This is a genomic window from Streptomyces sp. NBC_01549 (genome assembly GCF_026339955.1).
GTDB lineage: Bacteria > Actinomycetota > Actinomycetes > Streptomycetales > Streptomycetaceae > Streptomyces.
Genome location: NZ_JAPEPW010000001.1, coordinates 2,484,311 through 2,509,005, shown reverse-complemented (window position 1 = coordinate 2,509,005; position 24,695 = coordinate 2,484,311). Strand labels below are relative to the sequence as shown.

Annotated in this window: 14 protein-coding genes; 12 read left to right on the top strand and 2 right to left on the bottom strand. The window is 72.9% G+C overall.

What is annotated here, in order from left to right; all coding sequences use genetic code 11:
* Window positions 1-80 precede the first annotated feature (80 nt).
* The 11 genes from OG819_RS10915 (at window position 81) to OG819_RS10865 (ending at window position 19,154) form a co-directional block, all read left to right on the top strand.
* Window positions 81-1,055: an ornithine carbamoyltransferase gene (locus tag OG819_RS10915; protein WP_266649126.1), complete on the top strand. Its 975-nt coding sequence runs from the start codon at window positions 81-83 to the stop codon at window positions 1,053-1,055.
* Window positions 1,052-2,311 (top strand): MFS transporter, encoded by a 1,260-nt coding sequence (locus OG819_RS10910; protein WP_266627138.1) that lies wholly within the window; start codon window positions 1,052-1,054, stop codon window positions 2,309-2,311. Before OG819_RS10915 ends, OG819_RS10910 begins: the two co-directional genes overlap by 4 nt.
* A gap of 247 nt (window positions 2,312-2,558) precedes the next feature.
* Window positions 2,559-2,921 carry a winged helix-turn-helix domain-containing protein gene (locus OG819_RS10905; protein ID WP_266627140.1) on the top strand — a complete coding sequence of 121 codons (363 nt, stop codon included), beginning with the start codon at window positions 2,559-2,561 and terminating at the stop codon, window positions 2,919-2,921.
* Between the two features lie 59 nt (window positions 2,922-2,980).
* Entirely contained in the window at window positions 2,981-3,211 is a 231-nt protein-coding gene (locus OG819_RS10900) for a hypothetical protein (RefSeq protein ID WP_257017301.1), read from the top strand.
* Between the two features lie 215 nt (window positions 3,212-3,426).
* The gene (locus OG819_RS10895; RefSeq protein ID WP_266649125.1) at window positions 3,427-5,679 is read left to right on the top strand and encodes an MMPL family transporter; all 2,253 of its coding nucleotides are present in this window, start codon (window positions 3,427-3,429) and stop codon (window positions 5,677-5,679) included.
* A 38-nt stretch (window positions 5,680-5,717) separates the two neighbouring features.
* The gene (locus OG819_RS10890; RefSeq protein WP_266627144.1) at window positions 5,718-6,380 is read left to right on the top strand and encodes a hypothetical protein; all 663 of its coding nucleotides are present in this window, start codon (window positions 5,718-5,720) and stop codon (window positions 6,378-6,380) included.
* A 459-nt stretch (window positions 6,381-6,839) separates the two neighbouring features.
* On the top strand, window positions 6,840-7,658 hold the full coding sequence (locus OG819_RS10885; RefSeq protein ID WP_266649124.1) for an alpha/beta fold hydrolase: 819 nt from the start codon (window positions 6,840-6,842) through the stop codon (window positions 7,656-7,658).
* Window positions 7,655-10,933: an amino acid adenylation domain-containing protein gene (locus OG819_RS10880; RefSeq protein ID WP_266649123.1), complete on the top strand. Its 3,279-nt coding sequence runs from the start codon at window positions 7,655-7,657 to the stop codon at window positions 10,931-10,933. The genes OG819_RS10885 and OG819_RS10880 overlap by 4 nt, the downstream gene beginning before the upstream one ends.
* Window position 10,934: 1 nt before the next feature.
* A complete protein-coding gene (locus OG819_RS10875; protein ID WP_266649121.1) occupies window positions 10,935-16,850 on the top strand; it encodes a non-ribosomal peptide synthetase in 5,916 nt (1,971 codons plus the stop codon).
* A 109-nt stretch (window positions 16,851-16,959) separates the two neighbouring features.
* Window positions 16,960-18,582: a phosphoglycerate dehydrogenase gene (serA, locus tag OG819_RS10870; RefSeq protein WP_323139336.1), complete on the top strand. Its 1,623-nt coding sequence runs from the start codon at window positions 16,960-16,962 to the stop codon at window positions 18,580-18,582.
* Window positions 18,579-19,154 carry a YbaK/EbsC family protein gene (locus OG819_RS10865; protein WP_266649119.1) on the top strand — a complete coding sequence of 192 codons (576 nt, stop codon included), beginning with the start codon at window positions 18,579-18,581 and terminating at the stop codon, window positions 19,152-19,154. The genes serA and OG819_RS10865 overlap by 4 nt, the downstream gene beginning before the upstream one ends.
* A gap of 27 nt (window positions 19,155-19,181) precedes the next feature.
* Here the strand turns inward: OG819_RS10865 and OG819_RS10860 are convergent, their stop codons facing one another.
* Window positions 19,182-21,035 carry an AfsR/SARP family transcriptional regulator gene (locus OG819_RS10860; RefSeq protein WP_266649117.1) on the bottom strand — a complete coding sequence of 618 codons (1,854 nt, stop codon included), beginning with the start codon at window positions 21,033-21,035 and terminating at the stop codon, window positions 19,182-19,184.
* A gap of 245 nt (window positions 21,036-21,280) precedes the next feature.
* Between OG819_RS10860 and OG819_RS10855 the strand changes: the two genes are divergently transcribed.
* A complete protein-coding gene (locus OG819_RS10855; protein ID WP_266649116.1) occupies window positions 21,281-21,463 on the top strand; it encodes a hypothetical protein in 183 nt (60 codons plus the stop codon).
* 75 nt (window positions 21,464-21,538) lie between these two features.
* Here the strand turns inward: OG819_RS10855 and OG819_RS10850 are convergent, their stop codons facing one another.
* The gene (locus tag OG819_RS10850) at window positions 21,539-24,535 is read right to left on the bottom strand and encodes a BTAD domain-containing putative transcriptional regulator (protein ID WP_266649115.1); all 2,997 of its coding nucleotides are present in this window, start codon (window positions 24,533-24,535) and stop codon (window positions 21,539-21,541) included.
* Between the last annotated feature and the right edge of the window lie 160 nt (window positions 24,536-24,695).

The window sequence follows — 24,695 nt, the reverse complement described above, 5'->3', positions numbered from 1 at the left end:
CTTTCCGGTGGCCGGTCCGGCAGGGCCTCGTTGGTCCAACCCGTCGGACCGGCCGCCATCGACGCACCCAGGAGCACACAGTGACCCCTCGGCACCTCATCTCCCTCGACGACCTCTCCGACGCCGAACTCCGCGCGATCGTGGCCCGCGGCGCCGACTTCTCCGCCGGCACCGCCGCCCACGGAGGCCCGCTGGCCGGCACCGTCACCGGCGTCTACTTCCGCAAGACCTCCACCCGGACCCGTACCGCCTTCTCGGTCGGGGCGCTGCGGCTCGGCGGCCAGATCCTCTCGTACGGGCCGGACGACCTGCAGCTGAACACCGGCGAGACCACCGAGGACACCGGCCGGGTCTTCTCCCGGATGCTGGACGTGCTGGTCGCACGGACCGCGGGCGACCCCGCCGAGCTGCGCGGCTGGGCCGCACAGCGGCGGATGTCGGTGGTCAACGCGATGAGCGCGGACGAGCACCCCACGCAGGGCCTCACCGATCTCACCACGCTGCTGCGGCGGTTCGGCCGGGTCGACGGGCTGCGGGTGCTGTACCTCGGCGAGGGCAACAACACCGCCGCCGCGCTCGCCCTCGGCCTGAGCCGCTTCAACGGCACCACGCTGGAGCTGCGGACACCCCAGGGGTACGGGCTGGCCGGACAGGTACGGCGCCGGGCGGACGAACAGGCCGCCCGGACCGGCTCGTCGGTCGTCGAGCACCACCACATGGACGCCCTCCCGGGCGACTTCGACGTCATCTACACCACGCGCTGGCAGACCACCGGCACCGCCAAGGCCGACCCGGACTGGCGCGCCGGCTTCCTGCCGTTCCGGGTCACCGCCGACCTGTGGAAGACCAGCCCGCGCGCGGTCTTCATGCACGACCTGCCCGCGCACCGCGGCGAGGAGGTGGCCGCCGACGTCCTGGACGGGCGCCACAGCACCGCCTTCGACCAGGCGGAGAACAAGATGCACAGCGCGATGGCGGTCCTGGAGTGGTGCCGCCTCGGCACCGTCGGCGGCGTCCCGTGTTCCGAGCCGATGGCCGTGGCGGCGGGCCGGTGACCCTGCTCGACCAGGCCGAGGTCCCCGAGGAGACCGAGAAGCCGCCCCCGCTGCGCCGCAACAAGAACTTCCTGCTGCTGTGGTCGGGCGCGGGACTGTCCCAGTTCGGCGTCCGAGCCGCGGTCTCCGCGTACCCGCTGCTGATGCTCTGGTACACGGGCTCGCCCGCCGACGCCGGCCTGGTCGGCTCGGCGGCACTGTTGCCACAGCTGCTCCTGCTGCTGCCGGCCGGCGCGCTGGTGGACCGCTGGGACCGGCGGCGGCTGATGGTGGTGTGCGACGCGGTCGGGCTCGTCTCGATGGGCAGTTTGGCCGCCGCGCTGTGGTTCGGGGTGCTGTCGGTGCCGCACGTGATGGCCGCGGCGTTCCTGGAGGGCGGCGCGGTGATCTTCTACAAGCTCGCCGAGCGGGCCGCCGTACGCCACGTCGTGCACCCCGACCACCTGTCGGCCGCGCTGTCGCAGAACGAGGCGCGCGGCCAGGCCGCTGGGCTGCTCGGGCAGCCGAGCGCGGCGGTCCTCTTCCAGGCGTTCCGCTGGCTGCCGTTCGGGGTGGCCGCGTTCACCCACTTCTTCGCGCTGGTCACGCTGCTGCTCATCCCCAAGTCGTTCCAGGACGAGCGGGACGAGGAGGCCGGACGGTCGGTGCGGGCCGAGATCGGCGAGGGCATCGCCTGGGTGTGGCGACAGCGCTTCATGCGGGCCGCGATCGTCATTGTCGGCGGCAGCAACCTGCTGTTCCAGATCCTCAATCTGGCCCTGGTGCTGATCGTCAAGGAGGGCGGGTACCCGCCTTCGTACATGGCCGTCATCGGGATCGTCGAGGGCGTCGGCGGCGTCCTGGGCGCGCTGACCGCCTCCTGGTTCATGAAGCGGCTGCCGCTGCCCGCGATCCTGATCGGTGCGCTGCTCGGCTGGGCGGGCCTGATCGCCGGGATCGCGCTGACCGGGCAGCCGGTGGTTCTCGGCGCGCTGTGCGCGGGCACCAGCTGGGCCGGGGCGCTGCTCAACGTGGCCGCCGGGGTGCACCAGGTCCGGGTGACCCCGGACGAGATGCAGGGCCGCGCGATGAGCGTGTTCGGCCTCGTCGGCTCCGGCATGAACTCCCTGGGAGCCCTTGCCGGCGGGCTGCTGCTGGCCGCGGCGGGCACGTACCGGAGCGTTCTGGGCGTGGCCGCCGCGATGGCCGTCCTCGCCCTCGTGGCCCTGGCCACGCCCGCGGTGCGCAGCATGGGCGCGGAGGAGCGGCAGGGCTGATCCGGCCCGGTCGGCGGGCACCCGGCGGCGTGGGCCGACTCCGGGTGCCCGTCGTCGGCGTACCCGAATATCGAAGGGATATAGAGCCGCACGGAAGGCTCGGAGCACCGGACGCCCCCATGGGTCCGGTGCTCCGCCATGCGGCGCAGCGGGACAACTCCACAGCGTCTGTCTTTCACGTGTAAGAAACTGTTGACAGGTACCTCGGGCACCTGTCATGGTTTTCTTACACATGAAAGAGGTCGCGATGGAAACATTCCTGACCCCGACCGGTGATGAGGTGTTGCAGATGCTGGCAGCGCTCGGGAATCCGCACCGGATGCGGATCGTCGCGGCGCTGTCGGAGGGGCGTAACTACGTCAGTCGGCTCGCCCGCGAGATCGGTATGAGCCGCCCGCTGCTCCATATGCATCTGCAGCGCCTCGAGGCGGCAGGGCTCGTGACCGGAGTACTCGAACTGTCGGAGGGCGGTAAGGCGATGAAGTACTTCGAAGTCACCCCCTTCGTCCTGCATCTGACCCCCGAGACCGTGGCCGACGCGGCCCGGACCCTGACCGATCAGGACGAGAGCAAGAACGAGACCGCGAGCACCACAAAGGGAGCGAAGTGAACGGGTACGAGACGGTGAAGCTGGCCAGTGATCCGTGGAGCGGCGACTCGACGGGCCTCGTGGCGTCGGGCGGCGTCTTCCTGCTGCTGATCGTGATCGTCTGGCAGATCGCCGCCACCTGGCGAGCCCGCATGCTGGCCGCCCGGGAGGACGAGTACCGCCGGCTCACCGCCAAGTACGCCCAACTGCTCGAGGACAACGTGGAGCTTCACCGCCGTACGTCCGAAGAGCTCACGCAGGCGCGTCAGGCCATCGTCTCGATGGAGAAGATGATGCGCGAGATCGAATAGGGCCGAGCGGCCTGGTCCCACCCCCCTGCGTGCCGTGGGCCGCACCACCGAGTTGGCGCTCGGTGGCGCGGCCCGGGCAAGGGAATACACGAAAGTCCCGCACAGCCGATCTTGGTGTCACGGCAAGGCCTAGGAACCGAAGGCCGTGACCCCGGCCGGCGTGCGTCCGCTACCGCACTGCACTCCCCTGCATAGGAGACCATCTCATGCCGAGCATGACACCCCCCACGTCACCGCTGGGGGAAGGGCGAAGGCCGCTGACCGTACGGGTCGCCGGCTGGTCCGCCCGCAATGCCAAGAAGACGATCGGCGGCTGGCTCCTGCTGGTGGTGCTCGCCGTGCTGATCGGCGGTGCGGCCGGGTCCGGCGCACAGACCTCCGACCCCGGTGAGTCCGGCCGGGCCCAGAAAGTCATCCGCGACCAGGACGTCGAGGAGCCCTACCAGGAGTCCGTGCTGGTCGAGGCCAAGAACCGGACCTCCGCGAGGTTCGCCGACGACGCCAGGCTGCAGCAGGCCGCCCGGGACCTGGTCGCCAACCTGAAGGCGATCGGCGGCGCCGCCACCGACGTGGCGTCCCCCCTCGGCGCCGAGGGCGCGGAGCAGATCTCCAAGGACGGCCACTCCGGCCTGGTCGGCCTCACCGTCGCGGGCCCCGAGGAGCAGGTCGACGCGCACTTCGAATCGGTGCTCGCCGCCGTGCAGAAGACCAAGGCCGCCAACCCGGACGTGCGCATCGCCGAGGCCGGCGACCTGTCCCTGCAGAAGGCCGTCAACGACGCCGCCGACAAGGACCTCGCCAAGGCGGAGCTGACCTCGCTGCCGCTCACCCTGATCATCCTGCTGGTGGTCTTCGGCGCCCTGGTCGCCGCCGGCATCCCGGTGCTGCTCGCCGTCACCTCGGTGCTCGCCGCCCTCGGCCTGCTCGGCGTCGTGGGCAACTTCATCCCCGCCAACAGCACGGTCTCCTCCGTGGTCCTGCTGATCGGCATGGCGGTCGGCGTCGACTACTCGCTCTTCTACCTGCGCCGCGAACGCGAGGAGCGCGCGGCGGGCAGGTCCGCCATCGAGGCCCTGGAGGCCAGCGCCCGCACCTCCGGCCACGCGGTCGTCGTCTCCGGTATCACCGTGATGCTCTCCGTCGCCGGGCTCTTCATCACCGGCATCGACGTCTTCAACGGCATGGCCGTCGGCACCGTTCTCGTGGTCGGCCTCGCCGTCCTCGGCTCGGTCACCGTACTGCCCGCCACCCTCTCCCTGCTCGGCCGCCGCGTCGACGCGCTGCGCATCCCCTTCCTGGGCCGCCGCCGCACCGCCGCCACCGAGTCCCGTACCTGGACCGCCATCGCCCGCGGCGTGGTGCGCAGGCCGCTGCTGATGGGCGGCGCCGCCGTGGTCCTGCTGCTCGCCCTGGCCGCGCCGGCGCTCCACATGAAGCTCTCCGACCCGGGCCAGACCCGCTCGCTGCCGCGCTCCATCGAGGCCGTCGACGCCGGCGTCCGCATTCAGGAGGCCTTCCCCGGCGGTCCCGCCCCGGCCTCGGTCGTCGTCTGGGGCGAGGGCGCCACCACCGGCAAGGCCGACGCGGCCGTCGCCGAACTGCGCCGCGAGGCCGCCGACAGCCCGGCCCTCGGCGAGCAGATCTCCACCCACAAGGTCGGCGAGGCCCTGGTCATCAAGGTTCCGCTGGCCGGTTCCGGCACCGACAAGGTCTCCACCGACGCCCTCAGGACGCTCCGCGACGACGCCCTGCCGAAGGCATTCAAGGACACCAAGGGCCTGGCGTACGCCGTCACCGGCTCCATCGCCGGACAGCACGACTTCGCCTCCGCGCTCAGCGGCCGCGCCCCCTGGGTCTTCGCCTTCGTCCTGGTCCTCGCGCTGGTCGTGCTGACCCTCGCCTTCCGCGCGCCGGTCGTCGCCCTCGTCTCCATCGCGCTCAACCTGCTCTCCATCGGGGCGGCCTACGGCCTGGTCGTCCTCGGCTTCCAGAACGGCGGCCTGGGCGGTCTGCTCGGCTTCGACTCCTACGGCGGAATCGTCAGCTGGCTCCCGCTCTTCATGTTCGTGATCCTGTTCGGCCTGAGCATGGACTACCACGTCTTCATCCTCAGCCGGGTCCGCGAGCTGTGGCAGCGCGGCGACAGCGCCAAGGACGCGGTGGTCAGCGGGGTCGGCTCCAGCGCCGGCGTCGTCACCAGCGCCGCGGTCGTGATGATCTCCGTCTTCGCGCTCTTCGCCACGATGTCCGGCATCGAGTACAAGATGCTCGGCGTCGGCATGGCCGCCGCGATCGCCATCGACGCGACCATCGTCCGCGGCCTGCTCCTCCCTGCCGCGCTGACCCTCCTCGGCGACCGCGCCTGGGGCAAGCGCCCCGAGGCCGCCACCCCGGCGCCCGTCTCCGCCACCGGCGAACTCGCCGCGCCCGAGGCGGAGTCCGCCGACCTCGCCACGTCCCGCCGATAAGCCGACCGCCCGCACGGAAGATGAGAAGGTAGATCCTCGTGAGCATTGACAGCAGGAGCCTCAAGAAGTTCGTCGTGTGCGCGGTGACCGTGGCGGCCGCGGCGGTCGTCACCACCGGGTGCCAGGAGTCGGACGGCCTCGGCAAGTCCGCCTCCAGCTCCAGCCAGTCGTACGACGTGACCGACAAGGTCACCGGGGTGAGCGTCGACAACAACGGCGGGAACATCGAGATCGTGGCCGGCACCGGCAGCGCGATCAAGGTGACCGAGCGGTTGGAGTACAGCGACAGCAAGCCGAAGACCGAGCACTCCGTCTCCGGCGGCGCACTGGCCCTCAAGGGCGGCGACTGCGGCGGCTCCGCCTCCAAGTGCTCCGTGGACTACCGCATCGAGGTGCCGGCCGGCGTCCAGGTCGACGCCAGCACCGGCGGCGGCGACATCACCGGCACCGGCCTCGGCGGCACCGTCGTCGCCAAGACCGGCGGCGGCAACGTCGACGTGGCCTTCGGCACGGCACCCGCCAGCGTCAACGCCGACAGCGAGGGCGGCAACGTGACGGTCAAACTCCCCAAGGGCTCGTACGCCGTCGACGCCTCCACCGACGGCGGCAACAAGAAGGTCGACGTGCCGGTCAACGACGGCTCGGCCAACAAGGTCAAGGCGCACAGCGCGGGCGGCGACGTCACCGTCCAGTCCGCCTAGGGCCTGTCCGGCGGATCAAGTCGGAGGGCAGCGGCGGTGCCTCATAAGCAGAGGTGAGCGGGGCTTGGTGCGTGCAGCTGCAAGGCGGAGGAGGGAGTCGACGCGATGGGGGTCCCCCCGCTCGAGCGAAGTCGAGAGTGGGGGAGTCGGCGAGTGACGACAACGCCGCTGGGGGTACCCCCTCTGGGGGAGGGCGTGCCAAGCCCCGCGTCTGCGGCATGATCCGCCGGACAGGCCCTATCCAAGCCCTGCCGGGAACCGGCAGTTCACGAGACTCCTGGAGGGCCGTCTCCGTACGGGGCCTTCACGTCCCCCGTCATGGTCGCGTAACGGAAAAATATAGGCACTCCCGGCAGAGTGAAGCCCCGGACGGATAGCCGTCCGGGGCTTCACCGTTGTCGCGGTGCATCTCACCGCCTCCACCGAACCACCGCTGACGAGCAGGGAGTTGCCGCGCTCATGACTGTTGTCCAGGCCGCCACCGGCACCGACTGGTTGCGGGTGTTCGCCGTCCGGCCGGCCGCCAGGCTGCGGCTGTTCTGTTTCCCGCACGCGGGCGGCGCGGCCAGTACCTTTCGCGAGCTGGCCCGGCTCGCTCCGCCGGACATCGAGCTGGTGGCCGTTCAGTACCCGGGCCGCCAGGACCGCTACGGCGAACCGCTCGCCGAGACCCTCGAAGAGCTCGCCGCAGGTGTCACCGAGGCCATCAGACCGCGCCTGGACAAGCCCGCCGCGTTCTTCGGCCACAGCATGGGCGGCACCGTCGCGTTCGAGACCGCGCGCCGGCTGCGCGCCACCCACCCGGGTGCCCCCACCCGGCTGTTCGTCTCCGCCCGCAAGGCCCCGCACATCGACATCAGCCGCGCCGTGAGCTTCAGCGGCGACGCCGATGCCATGGAGTACGTACGCGCCCTCGGCGGCGCCGGGGCCGCCCTGCTCGACAACCCCGAGCTGCGCGAGCTGACGCTGCCCGTGCTGCGCGGTGACTTCCGTCTCATCGAGGAGTACCGCTTCACCGCGGGCGCCCCGCTGACCTGCCCGGTCACCGTCGTCACCGGCGACAGCGACCGCTCCTGCACACCGGACGACGCCGCCCAGTGGGCGCGGCACACCGTGGCCGGACACGAGGTGCACACCCTGCCCGGCGGCCACTTCTACCTGGAGACGGCGGGCGAGCAATTGATGCAGCTGCTCACCGACCGGCTCGCCGCCCAACTGCCCGGGACCGTCCGCGCGACGACCGTGACCGCACCCGCCGACAGGGGGACCCGCCCGTGAACCGCCACCCGTCCGACCCGCCCGCTCCCGCCCTGCGGCGGCTGCCGCTGTCGGTGCCGCAGACCGGAGTCTGGTTCGCGCACGGCCTCGACCGCACCGGCTTCGCCTACAACATCGCCGAGTACTTCGACATCATGGGCGAGCTCGACCCGAAGCTGATGGAGGCCGCCTGGCACCGGCTCCTCACGGACGCCGAGACGCTGCGGGTCCGCCGCGTCGTCGAGGACCCCGACGGGGGCCTCTGGCAGCTCGTCGACGACGGGCCGCTGCCCGGGCTCCCGTACTTCGACCTGCGCACCGAACCGGAGGCGTTCGACGCCGCCCGGGCGTGGATCGACGACGACATGGAGCGCCCGATCGACCTGGCCGAGGGCCACCTCAGTACGTTCGCGCTGTTCCGCGTCGCCGACGACCGCTTCCTCTACTACCAGCGCGTCCACCACATCCTCATCGACGGCTTCGGAGGCTCGCTGATCTCCCGCAAGGTCGCCGACGCCTACACGGAGCTGGCGGGCATCACCGCCGTCGAGGGCGGCCTCGAACCGTTCGCCCCGCTCGCCGAGACCCTCGCCGAGGACGCCGCGTACCGCGCGGGCGAACAGGCCGGTGCCGACCGGGAGTACTGGACCGGGCGGCTCGCCGGGATGCCCGCACCCGCGCTGCTCAGCGACCACCTCTCCGGCGGCCCCGGCGCCGCGGCGGCCCCGCCCGCCGTGCGGATCCGCCGCACCAGCAGGCTGCCGCAGGAGTACGCCGACCGCCTCGCCGTGGCCGCGCGCGGCTGCCGTACCCGCTGGCCGCTGTTCGCCGTCGCCGCCACCGCCGCGTTCCTGCACCGCGTCACCGGACAGCGCGAGGTCGTCGTCGGCCTCCCGGTCACGGGCCGCGCCACCCCCGCGATCCGCCGCACTCCGCTGCTCGCCTCCAACGTGCTGCCGCTGCGCATCGAGGTCGCCCCAGGCGACTCCATGCGTGAGCTGATGCCCCGGGTCACCCGGGAGGCGCGCGGCGCGCTCAAGCACCAGCGGGCCCGCTACGAGGACCTCCGCCGCGACCTGGGCCTGACCGGCAGCGACCACAGCCTGATGGGCCCGGTCGTCAACATCATGGCGTTCGACTACGAGCTGAGGTTCGCGGGCTGTCGCGCCGACATCCACAACCTGGGCCTCGGCCCGGTCGACGACCTGTCCGTCGCCCTCTACGACCGGGGCGACGGCACCGGCCTGCGCATCGACTTCGACGGCAACCCCGAGCGCTACACCGACGCCGACCTCGCCGCCTGCCAGGAGTGGTTCCTGCACTTCCTGGAGGAGGTCACCGAGACACCCGACCGCTCCTTCGCCACGGTCGACCTGCTGCCGGCCGACTCCCTGGCCCAGCTCCTCGACGGCTGGAACGACACCGCGTACCCGGTGCCGGACGACAGTCTCGCCGCCCTCTTCGAGCGGCAGGCCGCCCGCACCCCCGACGCGGTCGTGATCGCCGTGGGCGAGCGGGAGATCACCTACCGGGAGCTCAACTCCCGTGCCAACGCCCTCGCCCGCCGCCTCACCGCGCTGGGCGTCGGCGCGGAGACCCCCGTCGCGATGCTCCTGGAACGCTCGCCGGACGTCGTCGTGGCGACCCTCGCCGTCGTCAAGTCCGGCGCCGCGTACGTGCCGCTGCACGCCGGGTACCCGCCGGAGCGGATGGGCTGGGTGCTCCAGGACACCGGTGCCCCGGTCCTGATCACCGACCGGGACGACGCGGCCCTCGGCTTCGCCGCCGACGTCACCGTCCTGCGGGTCGCCGGCACCACCGCCCACGCCGCCGATGCCGACGCCGATCCCGGCAACCTGGAAATCCCCATCGACAGCGCCCAGTTGGCGTACGTCATCTACACCTCCGGCTCGACGGGCGTGCCCAAGGGTGTCGCCGTCGCGCACCGCGACGTGGCCGCGTTCGCCGCCGACCGGCGCTGGCGGGGCGGCGCCCACGAGCGCCTGCTCATGCACTCCCCGCACGCCTTCGACGCCTCCACCTACGAGATCTGGGTGCCGCTGCTCTCCGGCGGCCAGATCGTCGTGGCTCCGCCCGCCGGGCTCGACGCGCCGGGCCTGCGGGAGCTCGCCGCCCGCCACGGCCTCACCGGGGTCTTCCTGACCACCGCCCTGTTCAACCTGATCGCGGGGGAGGACCCGGCCGCCTTCGCGCCCCTGCGCACCGTCCTGACCGGTGGCGAGGCCGCCACCCCCGCCGCCATGCGCCGGGTCCGCGAGGCCTGCCCCGAGCTCGCGCTCGCCCATGTCTACGGGCCGACCGAGACCACCACCTACGCCACCCACTTCCCGCTCGACACCGTCGACGACGTGCCGCCGATCGGTGCCGCCCTCGACAACATGCGGGCGTACGTCCTGGACGGCGGCCTGCGCCCGGTCCCGGCCGGGGTCGCGGGCGAGCTGTACCTGGCGGGCGCGGGCCTGGCGCGCGGCTATGTGCGCCGCCCGGGTCTGACCGCCGAGCGGTTCGTCGCCGACCCGTTCGGGGCGCCCGGCTCGCGCATGTACCGCACCGGAGACCTGGTGCGCTGGCGCGCCGACGGCGTACTCGCGTACGTGGGCCGCACCGACCACCAGGTGAAGGTGCGCGGCTTCCGCATCGAGCTCGGCGAGATCGAGGCCGCCCTGATGGCGCTCGACGGCGTGGCCCGGACGATCGTCCTCGTCCGCGAGGACCGCCCCGGTGCCCGCCGCCTGGTGGCGTACGTCGTCGGCGAGGACCTCCGGCCGGAGCGGCTGACCGCCGAACTCTCGGGCAGGCTACCTGAGTTCATGGTGCCCTCGGCGATCGTGGCGCTCGACGAGCTGCCGCTGACGCCGAACGGCAAGGTCGACCGCGCGGCGCTGCCCGCCCCCGAGGCCCCCACCGCAGGTGGCGGCCGGGGCCCGGCGGACGCCCGTGAGGAGATCCTCGCGGCCGCCTTCCAGCAGGTCCTCGGCATCGCCGGGGCCGGCGTCGAGGACTCCTTCTTCGACCTGGGCGGCGACTCCATCATGGCGATGCAGGTGGTTGCCCGGGTCCGCGAGGCCGGCTTGGTGATCAGCGCCCGCGACGTTTTCCGGCTGCGCACGGCCGCAGCGATCGCCGAGTCCGCACGGCCGGCGCCGGCTGCCCCGGCCCTCTCCGACGAGCCGCTCATCGAGCTGGACGACGACGAACTGGCTGTACTGGAAGCCGGGTTCGCCGACGAGCTCGGCCTGGCTGACGCCGACCTGGCCGTGGAAGCGGGGCACTGACATGACACCGACGGCACAGAGCACGGCACCGAACACAGCACGGGAGACGCCGCGGGAGACGCCACGCGGGCCGGTCCCGGCCGTCGAGGCATCAAGATCCGCGCCCGCCGCGCGCCCCGCCCGCGCCCTTCCCGAGGGCATCGAGGAGCTGCTGCCGCTCTCCCCGCTCCAGGAGGGTTTCCTGCTCCACGCCGCCGACGCGCGGGCCGCGGGCGCCGTGGACGTGTACGCCACTCAGATCCGGATCGACCTGCAAGGTGCGCTCGACCGGGCCGCGCTCCGCTCGGCTGCCGAGCGGCTGATCGCCCGGCATACCGCGCTGCGCGCCGCCTTCCGGCACGCGGGGCTCAAGCGTCCGGTCCAACTGGTGCACCGGCATGTGCCCCTCGCCTGGGAGGAGTTCGACCTCGACGGACTCGGCGAGGACGAGCGCGAGGACGAGGCCGCCCGGCTCGCCGCGGCCCAGCGCACCCGGGGCTTCGACCTGTCGCGTCCACCGCTGCTGCGGTTCGCGCTGCTCGGGCTCGACGCCGGGCGGCACCGGCTGGTGCTGACCGCCCACCACATCCTGTGGGACGGCTGGTCCGTGCCGCTGCTGCTGACCGAGCTGTTCACGCTGTACGCCGACGGCCCGGACGCGGCACTGCCCCCGGCCGTCCCGTACCGCTCCTTCCTCGCCTGGCAGCGTGCCCAGGACCGGCCGGGCGCCGAGAAGGCCTGGGCGGCCGCGCTTGACGGGCTCGCCGAACCCACCCTGTACGCCCCGCACGCGGCCGATCTGCCGCCCGCCCCGCAGGACGAGGTCAGGGCGCAGCTCCCCGCCGCGGTCGCCGACCGGCTCGCCGAGCACGGCCGCCCGCACGGCGTCACCGCCAACACGGTGGTCCAGTTCGCCTGGGGCCTGCTGCTCGGCCGGCTCACCGGCCGCGACGACATCGTCCTCGGCGGCACGGTCTCCGGCCGTCCGGCGCAGCTCGCGGGAGCGGAACGGATGGTGGGGATGCTCCTCAACACCGTCCCGGTCCGGATCCGGTTCCATGAGGACGAGCCCGCCCTGACCGCGCTCGCCCGGCTCCAGGCCGAACAGGCCGAACTGCTCGACCACCACCACCTCGGCCTCGTGAGCGTCCAGCGGGCCGCCGGGCACGGCACCCTCTTCGACACCACCACCGTCTTCCAGAACTTCCCGCTCGACCACATGGCCCTCGACGGCCTGCTCTCGCGCGGCGGGCTCCGCCTCACCGGTTACGGCATCGGTGACGCCACGCACTACCCGCTGCGGCTCGCCGTCACCCCCGGCGACGGGCTCGACCTCCGCCTCGGCCACCGCACCGACGTCGTCGGCGCCGCCGAGGCGACGACCCTGCTCGACCGGCTCATCCGTGTCCTGGAGGCCATCGCCGCCGAGCCCACCCGCCCGGTCGGCGCCATCGACGTACTGTCCGAGGAGGAGCGGCACCGGCTGCTCACCACCTGGAACGCCACCGAGGGCCCGCGGCCCACCGCCACGCTCATCGAGCGCTTCGAGGCGCAGGCCGACCGCACGCCCGACGCCACCGCCGTCGTCTTCGGCGACACCTCGCTCACCTACCGCGAACTCGACGTCCGGGCCAACCAGCTGGCCCGGCTGCTGATCGCCGACGGGGCGGGCCCCGACCGGCTCGTCGCGGTCGCCGTGCGGCGCTCCCTCGAACTGGTCGTCGCCCTGTACGCCGTGCTGAAGGCGGGCGCCGCCTATCTGCCCGTCGATCCGGACTACCCGGCGGGCCGCATCGCCCAGCTCCTCGAGGACGGCGCCCCGGTCGCCGTGCTCACCACCACCGGCACGGCCGTCCGGCTGCCGGCCACCGACGTCCCGGTCCGCCACCTCGACACCCTCGACCTGTCGGGGCTGCCCCGGACCCGGCCCGCCGCACACGGCCACCCGGTCGCGTCCCTCGACGACACGGCGTACACGATCTTCACCTCGGGCTCGACCGGCCGCCCCAAGGGCGTCGCGGTGCCGCACCGGGGGATCGTCAACCGGCTCAGCTGGATGCAGGAGCGCTACCGGCTCACCGCCCGGGACCGGGTGCTCCAGAAGACCCCGGCGGGCTTCGACGTCTCCGTGTGGGAGTTCTTCTGGCCGCTGCTCGAAGGCGCCACCCTCGTCGTCGCGCCACCGGACGCCCACAAGGACGCCGAGCAGCTCGCCGAGCTGATCGTCCGGCACCGGGTCACCACCGTGCACTTCGTGCCGTCGATGCTCGCCGCGTTCCTGCGCGAACCCGCCGCCGCGCGCTGCACCGGCCTGCTGCGCGTGGTGTGCAGCGGCGAGGCGCTCCCGCTCGACCAGCAGCTCCGCTTCCACGAGGTGCTGCCGGACGTCGGGCTGCACAACCTGTACGGGCCGACCGAGGCCTCCGTCGACGTCACCTCCTGGGAGTGCCGCCCCGAGCCGGACGCTCGCTCGGTGCCGATCGGCACGCCGATCACCAACACCCAGGTGTACGTCCTGGACGGCGGCCTGCGCCCGGTCCCGGCCGGGGTCCCGGGCGAGCTGTATCTGGCGGGCACCGGCCTCGCGCGCGGCTACGCGGGCCGCCCGGGCCTGACCGCCGAGCGATTCGTGGCCAACCCGTTCGGGGCGCCCGGCTCACGCATGTACCGCACAGGTGACCTGGTGCGCTGGCGAGCCGACGGCGTACTGGACTACGTGGGCCGCACCGACCACCAGGTGAAGGTGCGCGGCCTGCGCATCGAGCTCGGCGAGATCGAGAACGCCCTGACCGCAGGTGAGTACGTCGCCCAGGCGGTCGTCGTCGTCCGCGAGGACCGGCCCGGCACGCGGCGCATCGTCGCATACGTCGTGGCCACCGGCTTCGACGAGGAAGCAGTGCGCGGCGAACTGGCCGCGGTCCTCCCGGAGTTCATGGTGCCCTCGGCGATCGTCGTGCTCGACGAGCTGCCGCTGACGCCGAACGGGAAGGCCGACCGCAAGGCACTGCCCGCCCCCGAGACGCCGACCGGCTCAGGGCGCAGCGCCGCGGGCGGCCGCGAGAGGGTCTTCACCGCCGCCTTCGCCGAGCTGCTCGACCTCTCCGAGATCGGCGCCGACGACTCGTTCTTCGACCTGGGCGGCGACTCCATCATGGCGATGCAGGTCGTCTCCCGGGCCCGTGAGGCCGGACTGGTCGTCACGGCCCGCGAGGTCTTCCGGCTGCGCACCGCCGCCGCGCTCGCCGAAGCCGCGCGCGACGCCGCCGCGGAGCCGGCAGCCGAAGCCCCGGACGCCGGCCTCGGCTCGGCCCCGCTGAGCCCACTCGGCCAAGAACTCCTCGCCGGGGGCGGCAAGTTCGACGGATTCCATCAGGCCGTCCTGGTGGAGCTGCCCGCCGGACTCGACGACCGTACCCTCACCGCTGCCCTGCAGGCCGTGGCCGACCGGCACGACCTGTTGCGCGCCACTCTGGTGCGCGGCGACGGTGAGCCGCACTTCGCGATCCCCGCCCCGGGCGCCCCGGGCGCCACCCCGATCCGCCTGGCCCGCGCCGAGCTCCCGGACCAGGGCGCCCCGGAGCGTACGGCCGCCGTCACCGCCGCCGCCGAGGCGGCCCGTGCCGGGCTCGCCCCCGAGCGCGGCGTGATGCTGCGCGCCGTACGCCTGATCACCCCCGACGGCGAACCGGACCAACTCCTGCTCTGCGCACACCACCTGGTGATCGACGGGGTGTCCTGGCGGATCGTCCTGCCGGATCTGGCCGCCGCCACGGCCGCCCTCACCGAGGGCCGCCCGGTTGCCCTCGCCCCGGTCCCGGCCTCCTACCGGACATGCGCGCGCGCCGTGGACCCCGGGCGGGACACCTTCGCCTCCGCCCGGCACACCCGGCTCGTCGTCCCGGCCGACCTCGCCGATGACCTGCTCGGCGCGGTGCCGGCCGCCTTCCACGGCCGCCCCGACGATCTCCTGGTCACCGCGCTCGCCCGGGCCGTCGACGCCTGGCGGGTCAAGCGGGGCGGCCCCTCGAGGTCTGTGGCCGTCGACATCGAGGGGCACGGCCGGGACACCGGTGACGCCCGCGACCTGTCCCGCACGGTCGGCTGGTTCACCGAGGTCCGCCCGGCCCTGCTCACCCCCGCGGGCGCCGACCTGCCCGGCGCGGTCAAGCGGGTCAAGGAACAACTGCGCGCACACCCTGCGGACGCCCGACTGCCGCGAGCCCAGATCTTGTTCAACTACCTCGGCAGGATCGGCGACGACCTTGCGGCCACCGGCGGCGGCTGGCGGATCCTGCCGTCCGCGGCGCTGCCGCACGGAGCCGACCCCGGCATGCCCACGCCGTACGCCCTCGAAGTGCACGTACTGGCCCAGGAGACCCCCTCCGGCCCCGAACTGCACGCCGTGTGGACCACTCCCGGGGAGCTCTTCACCCCCGAGGAGACCGCCGAACTCACCCACCTGTGGCTCGCCGAACTGGACGCCCTCGCCCTCCTCGCCGACCGGCCGGGCGCGGGCGGGCGCACCCCGTCCGACCTGCCGCTGATCGGGCTCACTCAGGACGACATCGAGCAGTTGGAGGCCACCGCCCCGAGCCCCGCCGACATCCTGCCCCTCACCCCACTCCAGGAGGGCTTCCTCTTCCACGCCGCCGAGGCGGGGGAGGGGCTCGACGTCTACACCACGCAGGTACGCCTCGACCTGGAAGGCCCGCTTGACACGGCCGCGCTGCTGCGGGCCGGGGAACGCCTGGTCGCCCGGCACACCGCACTGCGGGCCGGCTTCCACCACGAGGGCCTGACCGTCCCGGCCCAGGTGGTCCACCGCGAAGTGGCCCTGCCCTGGGCCGAGGTGGACCTCGGCGCGCTCCCCGAGCGGGACCGGGCCGCCGAGGCCGCGTCGGTGGCCGCCCGTGAGCGGGCCCGTCGCTTCGACCTCACCCGGCCACCGCTGCTCCGGTTCGTACTGCTGCGGCTCGGCGCCGAACGACACCAGTTGATCATCACCGGGCACCACATCGCCTGGGACGGCTGGTCGACGCCGGTCCTCGTGGAGGAGCTGTTCACCCTGTGGGCACGCGGCAGCGCCGAAGGCCTGCCCCGGCCCGTCCCGCACGTGGCTCACCTGGAATGGCTCGCCGGACAGGACACCGCCGCCGCCGAGGCCGCCTGGGCGGCACACCTCGACGGACTCGAGGGCCCGCTGCTGGTCGCCCCCGAGGCGGCCGACCGCGACCCCGTCCCGCAGGAGACCGTCATCGAGGAGCTCCCCGCCGAGTTGCTCGGCCGCCTCACCGACGAGGCGCGGCGGCACGGGCTCACCCTCAACACCCTGCTCCAGGGCGCCTGGGCGCTGGTCCTGGCCCGCGCCACCGGACGCGACGACGTCGTGTTCGGCACCACCGTCTCCGGGCGTCCCTCCGAACTCGCCGGCATGGAACGCATGGTGGGCCTCTTCGTCAACACCCTGCCCGTACGGCTCCGGGTGCCCGGCGGGGCAAGCCTCCTCGACGTGTTCGCCCGCCTCCAGAGCGAACAGGCCGAACTCATCGACCACCACCACCTTGGGCTCGGCCGCATTCAGCAACTCGCCCGCACCGGCCAGCTGTTCGACACCACCACCATGCTCGTCAACTACCCGCTCGACCTCGACGCCCTCTCCGGCGGCCTCGCGAGCCCCAGGCTCACCGGCATCGGGGTCGACGACGCCACGCACTATCCGCTGCGCCTGGTCGCCGTCCCAGGGCCCGGCGGCGCACTCACCATGCGCCTCGGCCACCGCCCCGACACCCATGGGGCCGACGAGGCGGCGAAGTTCCTCGGCCGCACCGCGAAGGTGCTGCGGGCCTTCGCCGACGACCCGGCGACGCCCGTGCACCGCATCGATCTGATGGACGAGGCGGAGCGCGCCCAACTGCTCGTCCAGTGGGGCGGCTACTAGATCATCCCGGGCCCGCCAGGCCCCCAGAGGGGCGGCTGCCCCTATGCCCGAGCACGTCAGCAGACAGCACTCACCGAGAGGCCAGACCGTGATCCGTCACCGTGCCAACGTGCGCTCCCCGCGCCCCGTCGTCCTGCTCGCCGAAGAGCTCTCCCCGGCCACCGTGGAGGCGCTCGGCTGGGACGTCGACATCCGCCGTGTCGACGGCGCCGACCGTGCGGCCCTGCTGCCCGCGCTCGCCGAGGCCGACGCCGTCCTCGTGCGCAGCGCCACCCGGATGGACCGGGAGGCGATCGCCGCCGCGCCCCGCCTCAAGGTCATCGCCCGGGCCGGCGTCGGCCTCGACAACGTCGACATCCCGGCCGCCACCGAGGCCGGCGTTCTCGTCGCCAACGCCCCGACGTCCAACATCACCAGCGCCGCGGAAATGGCCGTCGGCCTGCTGCTGTCCGTCGCCCGCAACATCCCGCAGGCCGACGCGGCCCTGAAGACCGGCGCCTGGCAGCGCAGCCGGTGGTCCGGCGTCGAGCTGGCCGGCAAGGTCCTCGGCGTCGTCGGCCTCGGCCGCATCGGCACCCTCGTCGCCCAGCGGATGGCCGCCTTCGGGATGGACGTGGCGGCGTACGACCCCTACGTGACCGCCGCGGGCGCGGCCGCCGTCGGTGTGCGGCTGCTCTCGCTCGACGAGCTGCTCGCCCAGGCCGACTTCCTCACCGTCCACCTGCCGCGCACCCCGGAGACCACCGGCCTGATCGGCTTCGAGGCGCTGCGCAAGGTCAAGCCCACCGTGCGTATCGTCAACGCCGCGCGCGGCGGCATCGTCGACGAGAACGAGCTGTACGCCGCGCTCAAGGAGGGCCGCGTCGCGGGCGCCGGACTCGACGTGTACGCCGCCGAACCGTGCATCGAATCGCCGCTGTTCGACCTCGACAACGTCGTCGTGACCCCGCACCTGGGCGCCTCCACCGACGAGGCGCAGGAGAAGGCGGGCATCGCCGCCGCCCACTCGGTGCGGCTCGCGCTGGCCGGCGATCACGTGCCGGACGGGGTGAACGTGCAGGGCGGCCCGGTCCCCGACGCGGTACGCCCGTGGCTGCCGCTGACCGAGCGGCTCGGCCGGGTCTTCACCCGGGCCGTGGGCGGCGTCCCCGCCCAGCTGGAGATCCAGCTGCACGGCGAGATCGCCGAGCTGGACGCCGGCGTGCTCGAACTCGGGGCGCTCAAGGGCCTGCTGGAGACCGTCGCCGGGGGCGCGGTCAGTGATGTGAACGCCCCGCTGGTCGCCCTGGAGCGCGGCCTGACCTCGCGGCTCACCACCCACCAGGGGGGCGGGAGCCACCGCTCCACCGTCACCCTGCGCGGCATCTTTCCCGACGGCCGGGTCGTCACCGTGAGCGGCACCCTGGCCGGTGTCCGCCTCCAGGAGAAGCTCGTCGAGGTGCTCGGCCACGAGCTGGAGCTGCCGCTCTCCGGCGACCTCGCCTTCCTGCGCTACCCGGACCGGCCGGGCGCGGTCGGTCTGATCGGCTGCGAGTTCGCCGACGAGGGCGTGAACATCGCGGCCATGCAGGTCGCCAGGGACGCCGCCGGCACCACCGCCCTGGCTGGCCTCGTCGTGGACTCGCCCGTACCGCCCACCGCGCTCGGCCGCGCCGCCGCCTCCGTCGGCGCCGACCAGAGCTGGACCGTGCCGGCGGCCACCGCCCGAACCGGCCGGTCGGACCTCGCATGAGCACCGAAGTCCTGCGTGCCGAGGTCCCGCGTGCCGAGGTCCCGCGTATCGGGGCCACCCGCGCCGAAGTCCCGCGCACCGACACCTCGCGTCGCCTGCTCTCCCTGCTGAACGGCGCCCACGTCCCGTACCGGCTGATCCGGCACGCCCCCGAGGGCCGCACCGACCTCGTCTCGGAGCTGCGTGGCCACCCCCTGGAACAGGCTGCCAAGTGCCTGGTGGTGAGGGTGGGCACGGGCCGCCGAAGACGCCGCTACGTGCTGGCGGTGGTGCCCGGCGACCGCCGCGTCGACATGGCCTGCGTCCAGGAGCTGTTCGGGGGTACCGACACCGCCTTCGCGTCCCGCGAGACCGCCGAGAGGCTCTCGGGCTGCGTCAGCGGCTCGATCGTGCCGTTCAGCTTCCACCCGGAGCTGGAACTGGTGGTCGACCCGGACCTGCTCGCCGGGGAGGAGATCTTCTTCAACGCGGCTCGCCTCGACCTGTCCCTGGCGCTCGGCGTCGAGCCGTACCGGGCGCTCGCCCGCCCGCGCGTCGCCCGCGTCGCGACCCCCGCCCCGATGCCGGCCTGAGCCGCCCCGCCGAGCTCCTGTCCAGTGTCAGCCCGCCTTGACGAGACCGAAGCCGGGCGCGGGGAGCGGGGTGGAGCGAGGGGCGGAACCGGGCAGGGATCCGGACCCGATGGCGTCCTCCAGCGGCCCTTGGAAGAGCAGTCGCACCAGAGGGTGCAGCTGGTACAGCGGCAGGCCGCGGCGGTCGATGCCGCACAGGTCGAGCATCGAGAGGTCCACCAGCTGCTCCAGGACTTCTTCGGCCGCGGCCTCACCGGTGCCGAACGCCACCCCGGCCGCCGCTGCGTGGAAGGGCTCTCGACCAAGCAGCGGCAGCCGGCCGAGCAGCGCCCGGCTCGGCCGGTCGAGCCCCTCCAGCGGCCGGCCCAGGGAACGCTGTACATCGAGGTCGCCGAGGCGGAGTTCGAGCAGCCGGGTGCGCGGGTCGGCGAGCCGCTGGGCGAGCCGGTCCGGCGACCAGTGCGGCCGGGCGGCGAGCCGGGCTCCCGCGATCCGCAGCGCCAGCGGGAGCCCCGTGCAGTGCGCCACTATCTCCCGGGCCGCTTGGGGTGCGGCGTCGATCCGGCCGGGACCGGCCGCCGTGCGCAGCAGCTCGTGCGCGGCGGCGTCGTCCAGCGGGCCGAGCACCGTGGTGTGCGCGCCGACCGTCTCGGTGAGAGGGGTCCGCGCGGTGATGATGACCGCGATGTCGGGGCTGCCGGGCAGCAGTGGGCCCAGCTGGAGGTCGCCGGAGGCGTTGTCGAGCACCAGCAGGAGGCGCTTGCCCGCGGTGCGGGTGCGGTAGCGGCGTACCAGCTCGTCGAGGTCGTCGGCGATGTGGCTCTCCCGGTCGAGACCGGTCTCGCCGAGCGCCCGCAGCAGCCGCAGCAGGACGTCGCAGGGGTCCTTCGGGGTGCCGTCGGGGCCGCGCAGATCGGCGTAGAGCTGCCCGTCGGGGAAGTGCTCGGTGCTGGCATGCGCGGCCCGTACGGCGAGCGCGGTCTTGCCGATGCCGGGCATGCCGGTGATCAACAAGCGCCGGGGGCGCCAGGCGTCGCGGCCCGGCGTGGGCCTCACCAGCTCGCAGAGGGAGGCGAGTTGGTCTTCCCGGCCGGTGAAGGCGACGGTGTCGGCGGGCAGCGTCGCGGGCGCCGCGGTGGCGGGCGGCGGGGTCCGCTCGCCGCGCAGCACGATGTGGTACGTCGCTTCGAGCTCGGCGCCGGGGTCGACACCGAGCTCGTCGGCGAGGATGCGGCGGCCGTGGTGGTAGGCATGCAGGGCGTCGGACTGCCGGCCCGAGCGGTGCAGGGCCAGCATCAGCTGCGAGCGGAGCTTCTCGCGCGTGGGGTGGCGGGTCACCAGACCGGTCAGCTCGGCGGTGATCTCCTGGTGCCGGCCGAGGGCGAGATCGGCCTCGATCCGGTTTGCCAGGGTCGCCGCGCGGGCGTCGTCCAATTGCGGAATCTCGACTTCCGAAAGGAATTCGGTGACGTTCGCGAGCGCGGGCCCCCGCCAGAGTTCGAGTGCGTCCCTCAGGAAGTTGCCGGCCGTTTCGTAGTCTCGCTGCCGCAACGCCTCCCGGCCGAGCCGGTCGAGCCGCTCGAATTCGAGAAAGTCGATGCTGCTGTTTCCGGGGCGCAGTACATATCCTGGCTGCTGCCGCGCGATCTCGACATCGGGGCCGAGCTGTTTGCGCAGCCGCGAGACGTAGGTGTAGATCTGCGAGTTCAGCGTCGCGGGAGGCGACCAGCCCCACAGCAGGTGGCTGAGGCGGGCGTCGGACACGACCCGGCCGCGGGCCAGCAGCAGCGCCGCCAGCACCGTGTGGATCTTCGATCCCGACAGCGCGGCGACGGTGCCGCCCCGGCTCGCCTCGACCGGTCCTAGCAGTCGAAATTCCATGTGGGCCCCCGTTGTGAGTTCTGTGATGAACACTCTTGGAGGATAGGACGGCTCATTTTTGACGTGTTTTCGGCTCGATTTCGTGGGGGGCGAAATCGAAACAACATCGGGTCGACAGGTGCGATCCATAACGTTTCTCCTGTCGCACCGGGCACACCGCAGACAAGGCGAGCGGTCGGGGCGGTCAACGAAACGTTCACCCGCACATGGCGTACGAATGACTGTTTTTATATGGGGGAGAAGTAATGCGTAGCAGCACCCGCACTTTCCTGGCCTCGGTTCTCGGCGCGCCCGCTCTGGGCGGTGTCCTGCTGGTCGGCGGCACAGGCGCGGTTGAGATGCCGTCCGTCCTGGCCGTCGAGGCCCCGGCGGTCGTCGTCATCGCCGACACCCCGGCGGTCGTCGACGAGAACAACCCCTGGAGCTGACCCGAGTGACCGAGCCCCGCACCTGGCGCAGGTGCGGGGCTCGCTCCGTTCAGGCGCTCTGTTTCGGCGAGAGAGTCAGTGCGCGGAGAGTAACTGCCGGAGCTCCTCGGGCGACGGCCCGTACGGGGGATGCTCCGCGGTCAACGAGTCCATGACCAGGGTGATCCGTTCGCCCTGTGGTCTGGCGCCGTACTCGGCGAAGGTGTTCCTGGCCCGGCGCAGCCGGCCCACCGCCCCGTCCCGCCCGGCCAGCAGGTCCAGGCAGCCCAGATTGGCCTCGGCCCGGGCCCGCAGCAGATGGTCGCTGATGTCGTCGGCGATCGTGAACGCCTCCTGCAGGGTCACCTCCGCCTCGGTCAGATTCCCCTGCCGCCAGAGAATCTCGCCCGCGAGCCGCAGGATGTGGGCCTCGCCGGTCCGGTCGCCGTGCTCCCGGACGATCCTCAAGGCTTCGTCGCACTCGCTCGCCGCCTCGTCGAGCCGGCCGTGCCGCGTCAGTGCCTCGGCCAGGCGGAGGATGGACTGTGCGAGGCCGCGCACCAGCCCCGTCGCCCGGCTCAGGGCTATGGCCTCGGTGGACAGTCGCAGGCTGCGCTCCAGGTTTCCGCGCTCCAGCTCTATCTGCGCCAGGGCGCCGAGCCCGTGCGACTCGCCGCGGGCGTCCCCGATCTCCCGGAAGCCGAGTAGCGAGGCCTCGCCGTCCCGCAGCGCCTGGTCGAGGTCGCCGCGTACCCGCGCGTTGTGGGTGAGCATGCGCCGGGTGAGGGCGGCGCCCGCCACGTCGCCGATCTCGTCGAAGATCCGCAGGGCCGCCCTGAGCCGCCCCTCGGCGATCTCGTAACGCTGGGTGTGCAGCGCGACCCCGCCGAGCAGCCGCTGCATGCTGGCCTCACCCTGGCGGTCGAAGCACCGCTGAGCGGCCGCCAACGCGCGCTCGGAGCAGATCTCCCACTCCTCCAGATAGTTGCGGGACTCCTGCAGCGGGTTGCTGAGCAGCGCCAACTTCCAGGCATGGGCGGCCCGGCCGGTCTCGGCGGCCTGCCGGACCGCGTCGACCAGGGCGCTGTGCTCCGCCTCCATCCACTCCATCGGATCCGTGAGCAGCTCCTCCACCAGCGACTGCGGAAGGTTCGGCTCCGGGATCCCGTCCAGGGACGCGAACTCGGCGCCGTACAACCGCTGGTAGGCGACCCAGCACAGCGAGAGCCAGCCGTCCAGGGCCCGGTCGAGGACGCCCTCGCGCTCCTCCGGGGTGTCCTCCTCCTGGGCGCACTCCCAGGCGAACAGGCGCAGCAGGGCCTGAAAGCGGTAGCGGGGCGGCTCGCCGGGGCGGCCCGAGGCGACCTCCAGGAGCTGGGCGTCGACCAGTTGCTCGATGAGGTCCTCGGCCTCGATCGGGTCGGTGTCGAGCACCGTCGCGCCGACCCATGCCGCGAAGTCGGGCATGGTCAGCAGCCCGAGCCGCCGGTACATGCGGGCCGCCGCGGGCGGCAGATCGCGGTAGCTGAGCCGGAAACCGGCTCGCACGCCGCCCTCGTTGGGGCTGAGTTCGTCGAGCCGGCGTCGCTGGTCCTCCAGGCGTCGCACCAGGTGCCGGACCGACCAGTGGGGCTTGGCGGCCAACCGGGCGCCCGCGATCCGCAGTGCCAGCGGCAGCCGGTCGCAGAGCGTGCCGAGCCGGGCGGCGGCCTCCGGGTCGGCGGCGATCCGCTCCGGTCCGGCCACCGCACCGAGCATGGCGGTCGCCTCCGCCTGGCCGAGCACGTTCAGCTCGATGCGGTGTACGTCGTAGTCGCCGGTGAGGTCGTCGATGGCGTCCCGGCTGGTGATCAGTACACAGCAGTGGCGGCCGCCCGGCAGCAGCGGCCGGATCTGCGCGAACGACCGGGCGTTGTCGAGCACCACCAGGATCCGTTTGCCGTCCAGGATCGACCGGTACAGCGCGGCCCGCTCGTGCTGGTCGCCCGGTATCTGGGGCCCCGGCACGCCGAGCGCGCGCAGGAACCGGTCGAGCACGGCGGTCGGCGCCTGCGGCGAGTCCGACTCGTCGTAGCCGCGCAGGTCGGCGAAGAGCTGGCCGTCCGGGAACCGCCCGGCGACCTGGTGGGCCCAGTGCACCGTGAGCGCGCTCTTGCCGACCCCGGCGATGCCGGAGACGGCCGCCACGGCGAGCGGCGACTCCTGGCCCTCCCCGTCGAGCAGCCGGTCGAGCAGCGCGAGTTCCCGGCTGCGCCCGGTGAACGCGGCGGCCGACGAAGGGAGTTGCGCGGGCACGGTACGCGGCTCCGGGGCGACCTGGGGCTCCGGCGGCAGGGTCAGCTCGGGGTCGTCCCGCAGGATCAGTTCGTGCAGCTCCTGCAGCTCGGCGCCGGGCTCGATGCCCAGCTCCTCCACGAGCACCTGGCGTCCCTCGCGGAAGATCTCCAGCGCCTCGGCCCGCCGCCCCGAACGGTACTGGGCCAGCATCAGATGGGCCCGGGCCTGTTCCCGCAGCGGGTGCTCGCGGACCAGCGCGGCCAAGTCGGAGATGAGTGAACGGTGCTGGCCGAGCTGCAGTTGCAGTCCCGCCTGCTCCTCGCGCAGCTCCAGCCGGAACTCGGCGAGCCGGGAGGCCTCGTGGTCGATGGGTCCGCCCGCAGCCCCGTCGAGCGCGGATCCGCGCCACAGCGAGAGCGCCTCGGTGAACAGGGCGCACGCCTGGACGGTGTCGCCGGCCCGGGCCAGCTCCCGCGCCTTGCGCACCCGGGTCTCGACCTCGTGGATGTCGATCCGATGCTCGCCGAGGTCGAGGATGTAGCCGGGGTGGGAGGTGACGATCAGGTCGTCGACGCCGGCCGAGGTGCGGAAGGTCTTGCGCAGCGCGGTGACACAGATGGCGACCTGGTTCCGCGCGGTGGCCGGTGGCTCCTCGCCCCAGACGGCCTCGATGAGGGCGTCCACGGAGACCACTCTGTTCAGAGCGATGAGGAGCATCGTCAGCACGGTGCGCTGACGGCCACCACCAAGTCTGACGGGCTCCCCGTCCACCCGTACGTCCAGCGGTCCGAGCAGCCTGAAGTCGATCCGGTGCAAGACGCCCTCCACTTCCCCCGAGTCCCCCACCCGGAGTCGCCGAGACATTGTGGGCCTTGCCGCGTCGCATAATCAACCAAGATCCATAAAGCGTTCACATGGCACTCACACGCCAGGTGATCATGTGCCTCCTTTCTGATCCAAATCACTATATGTAGGA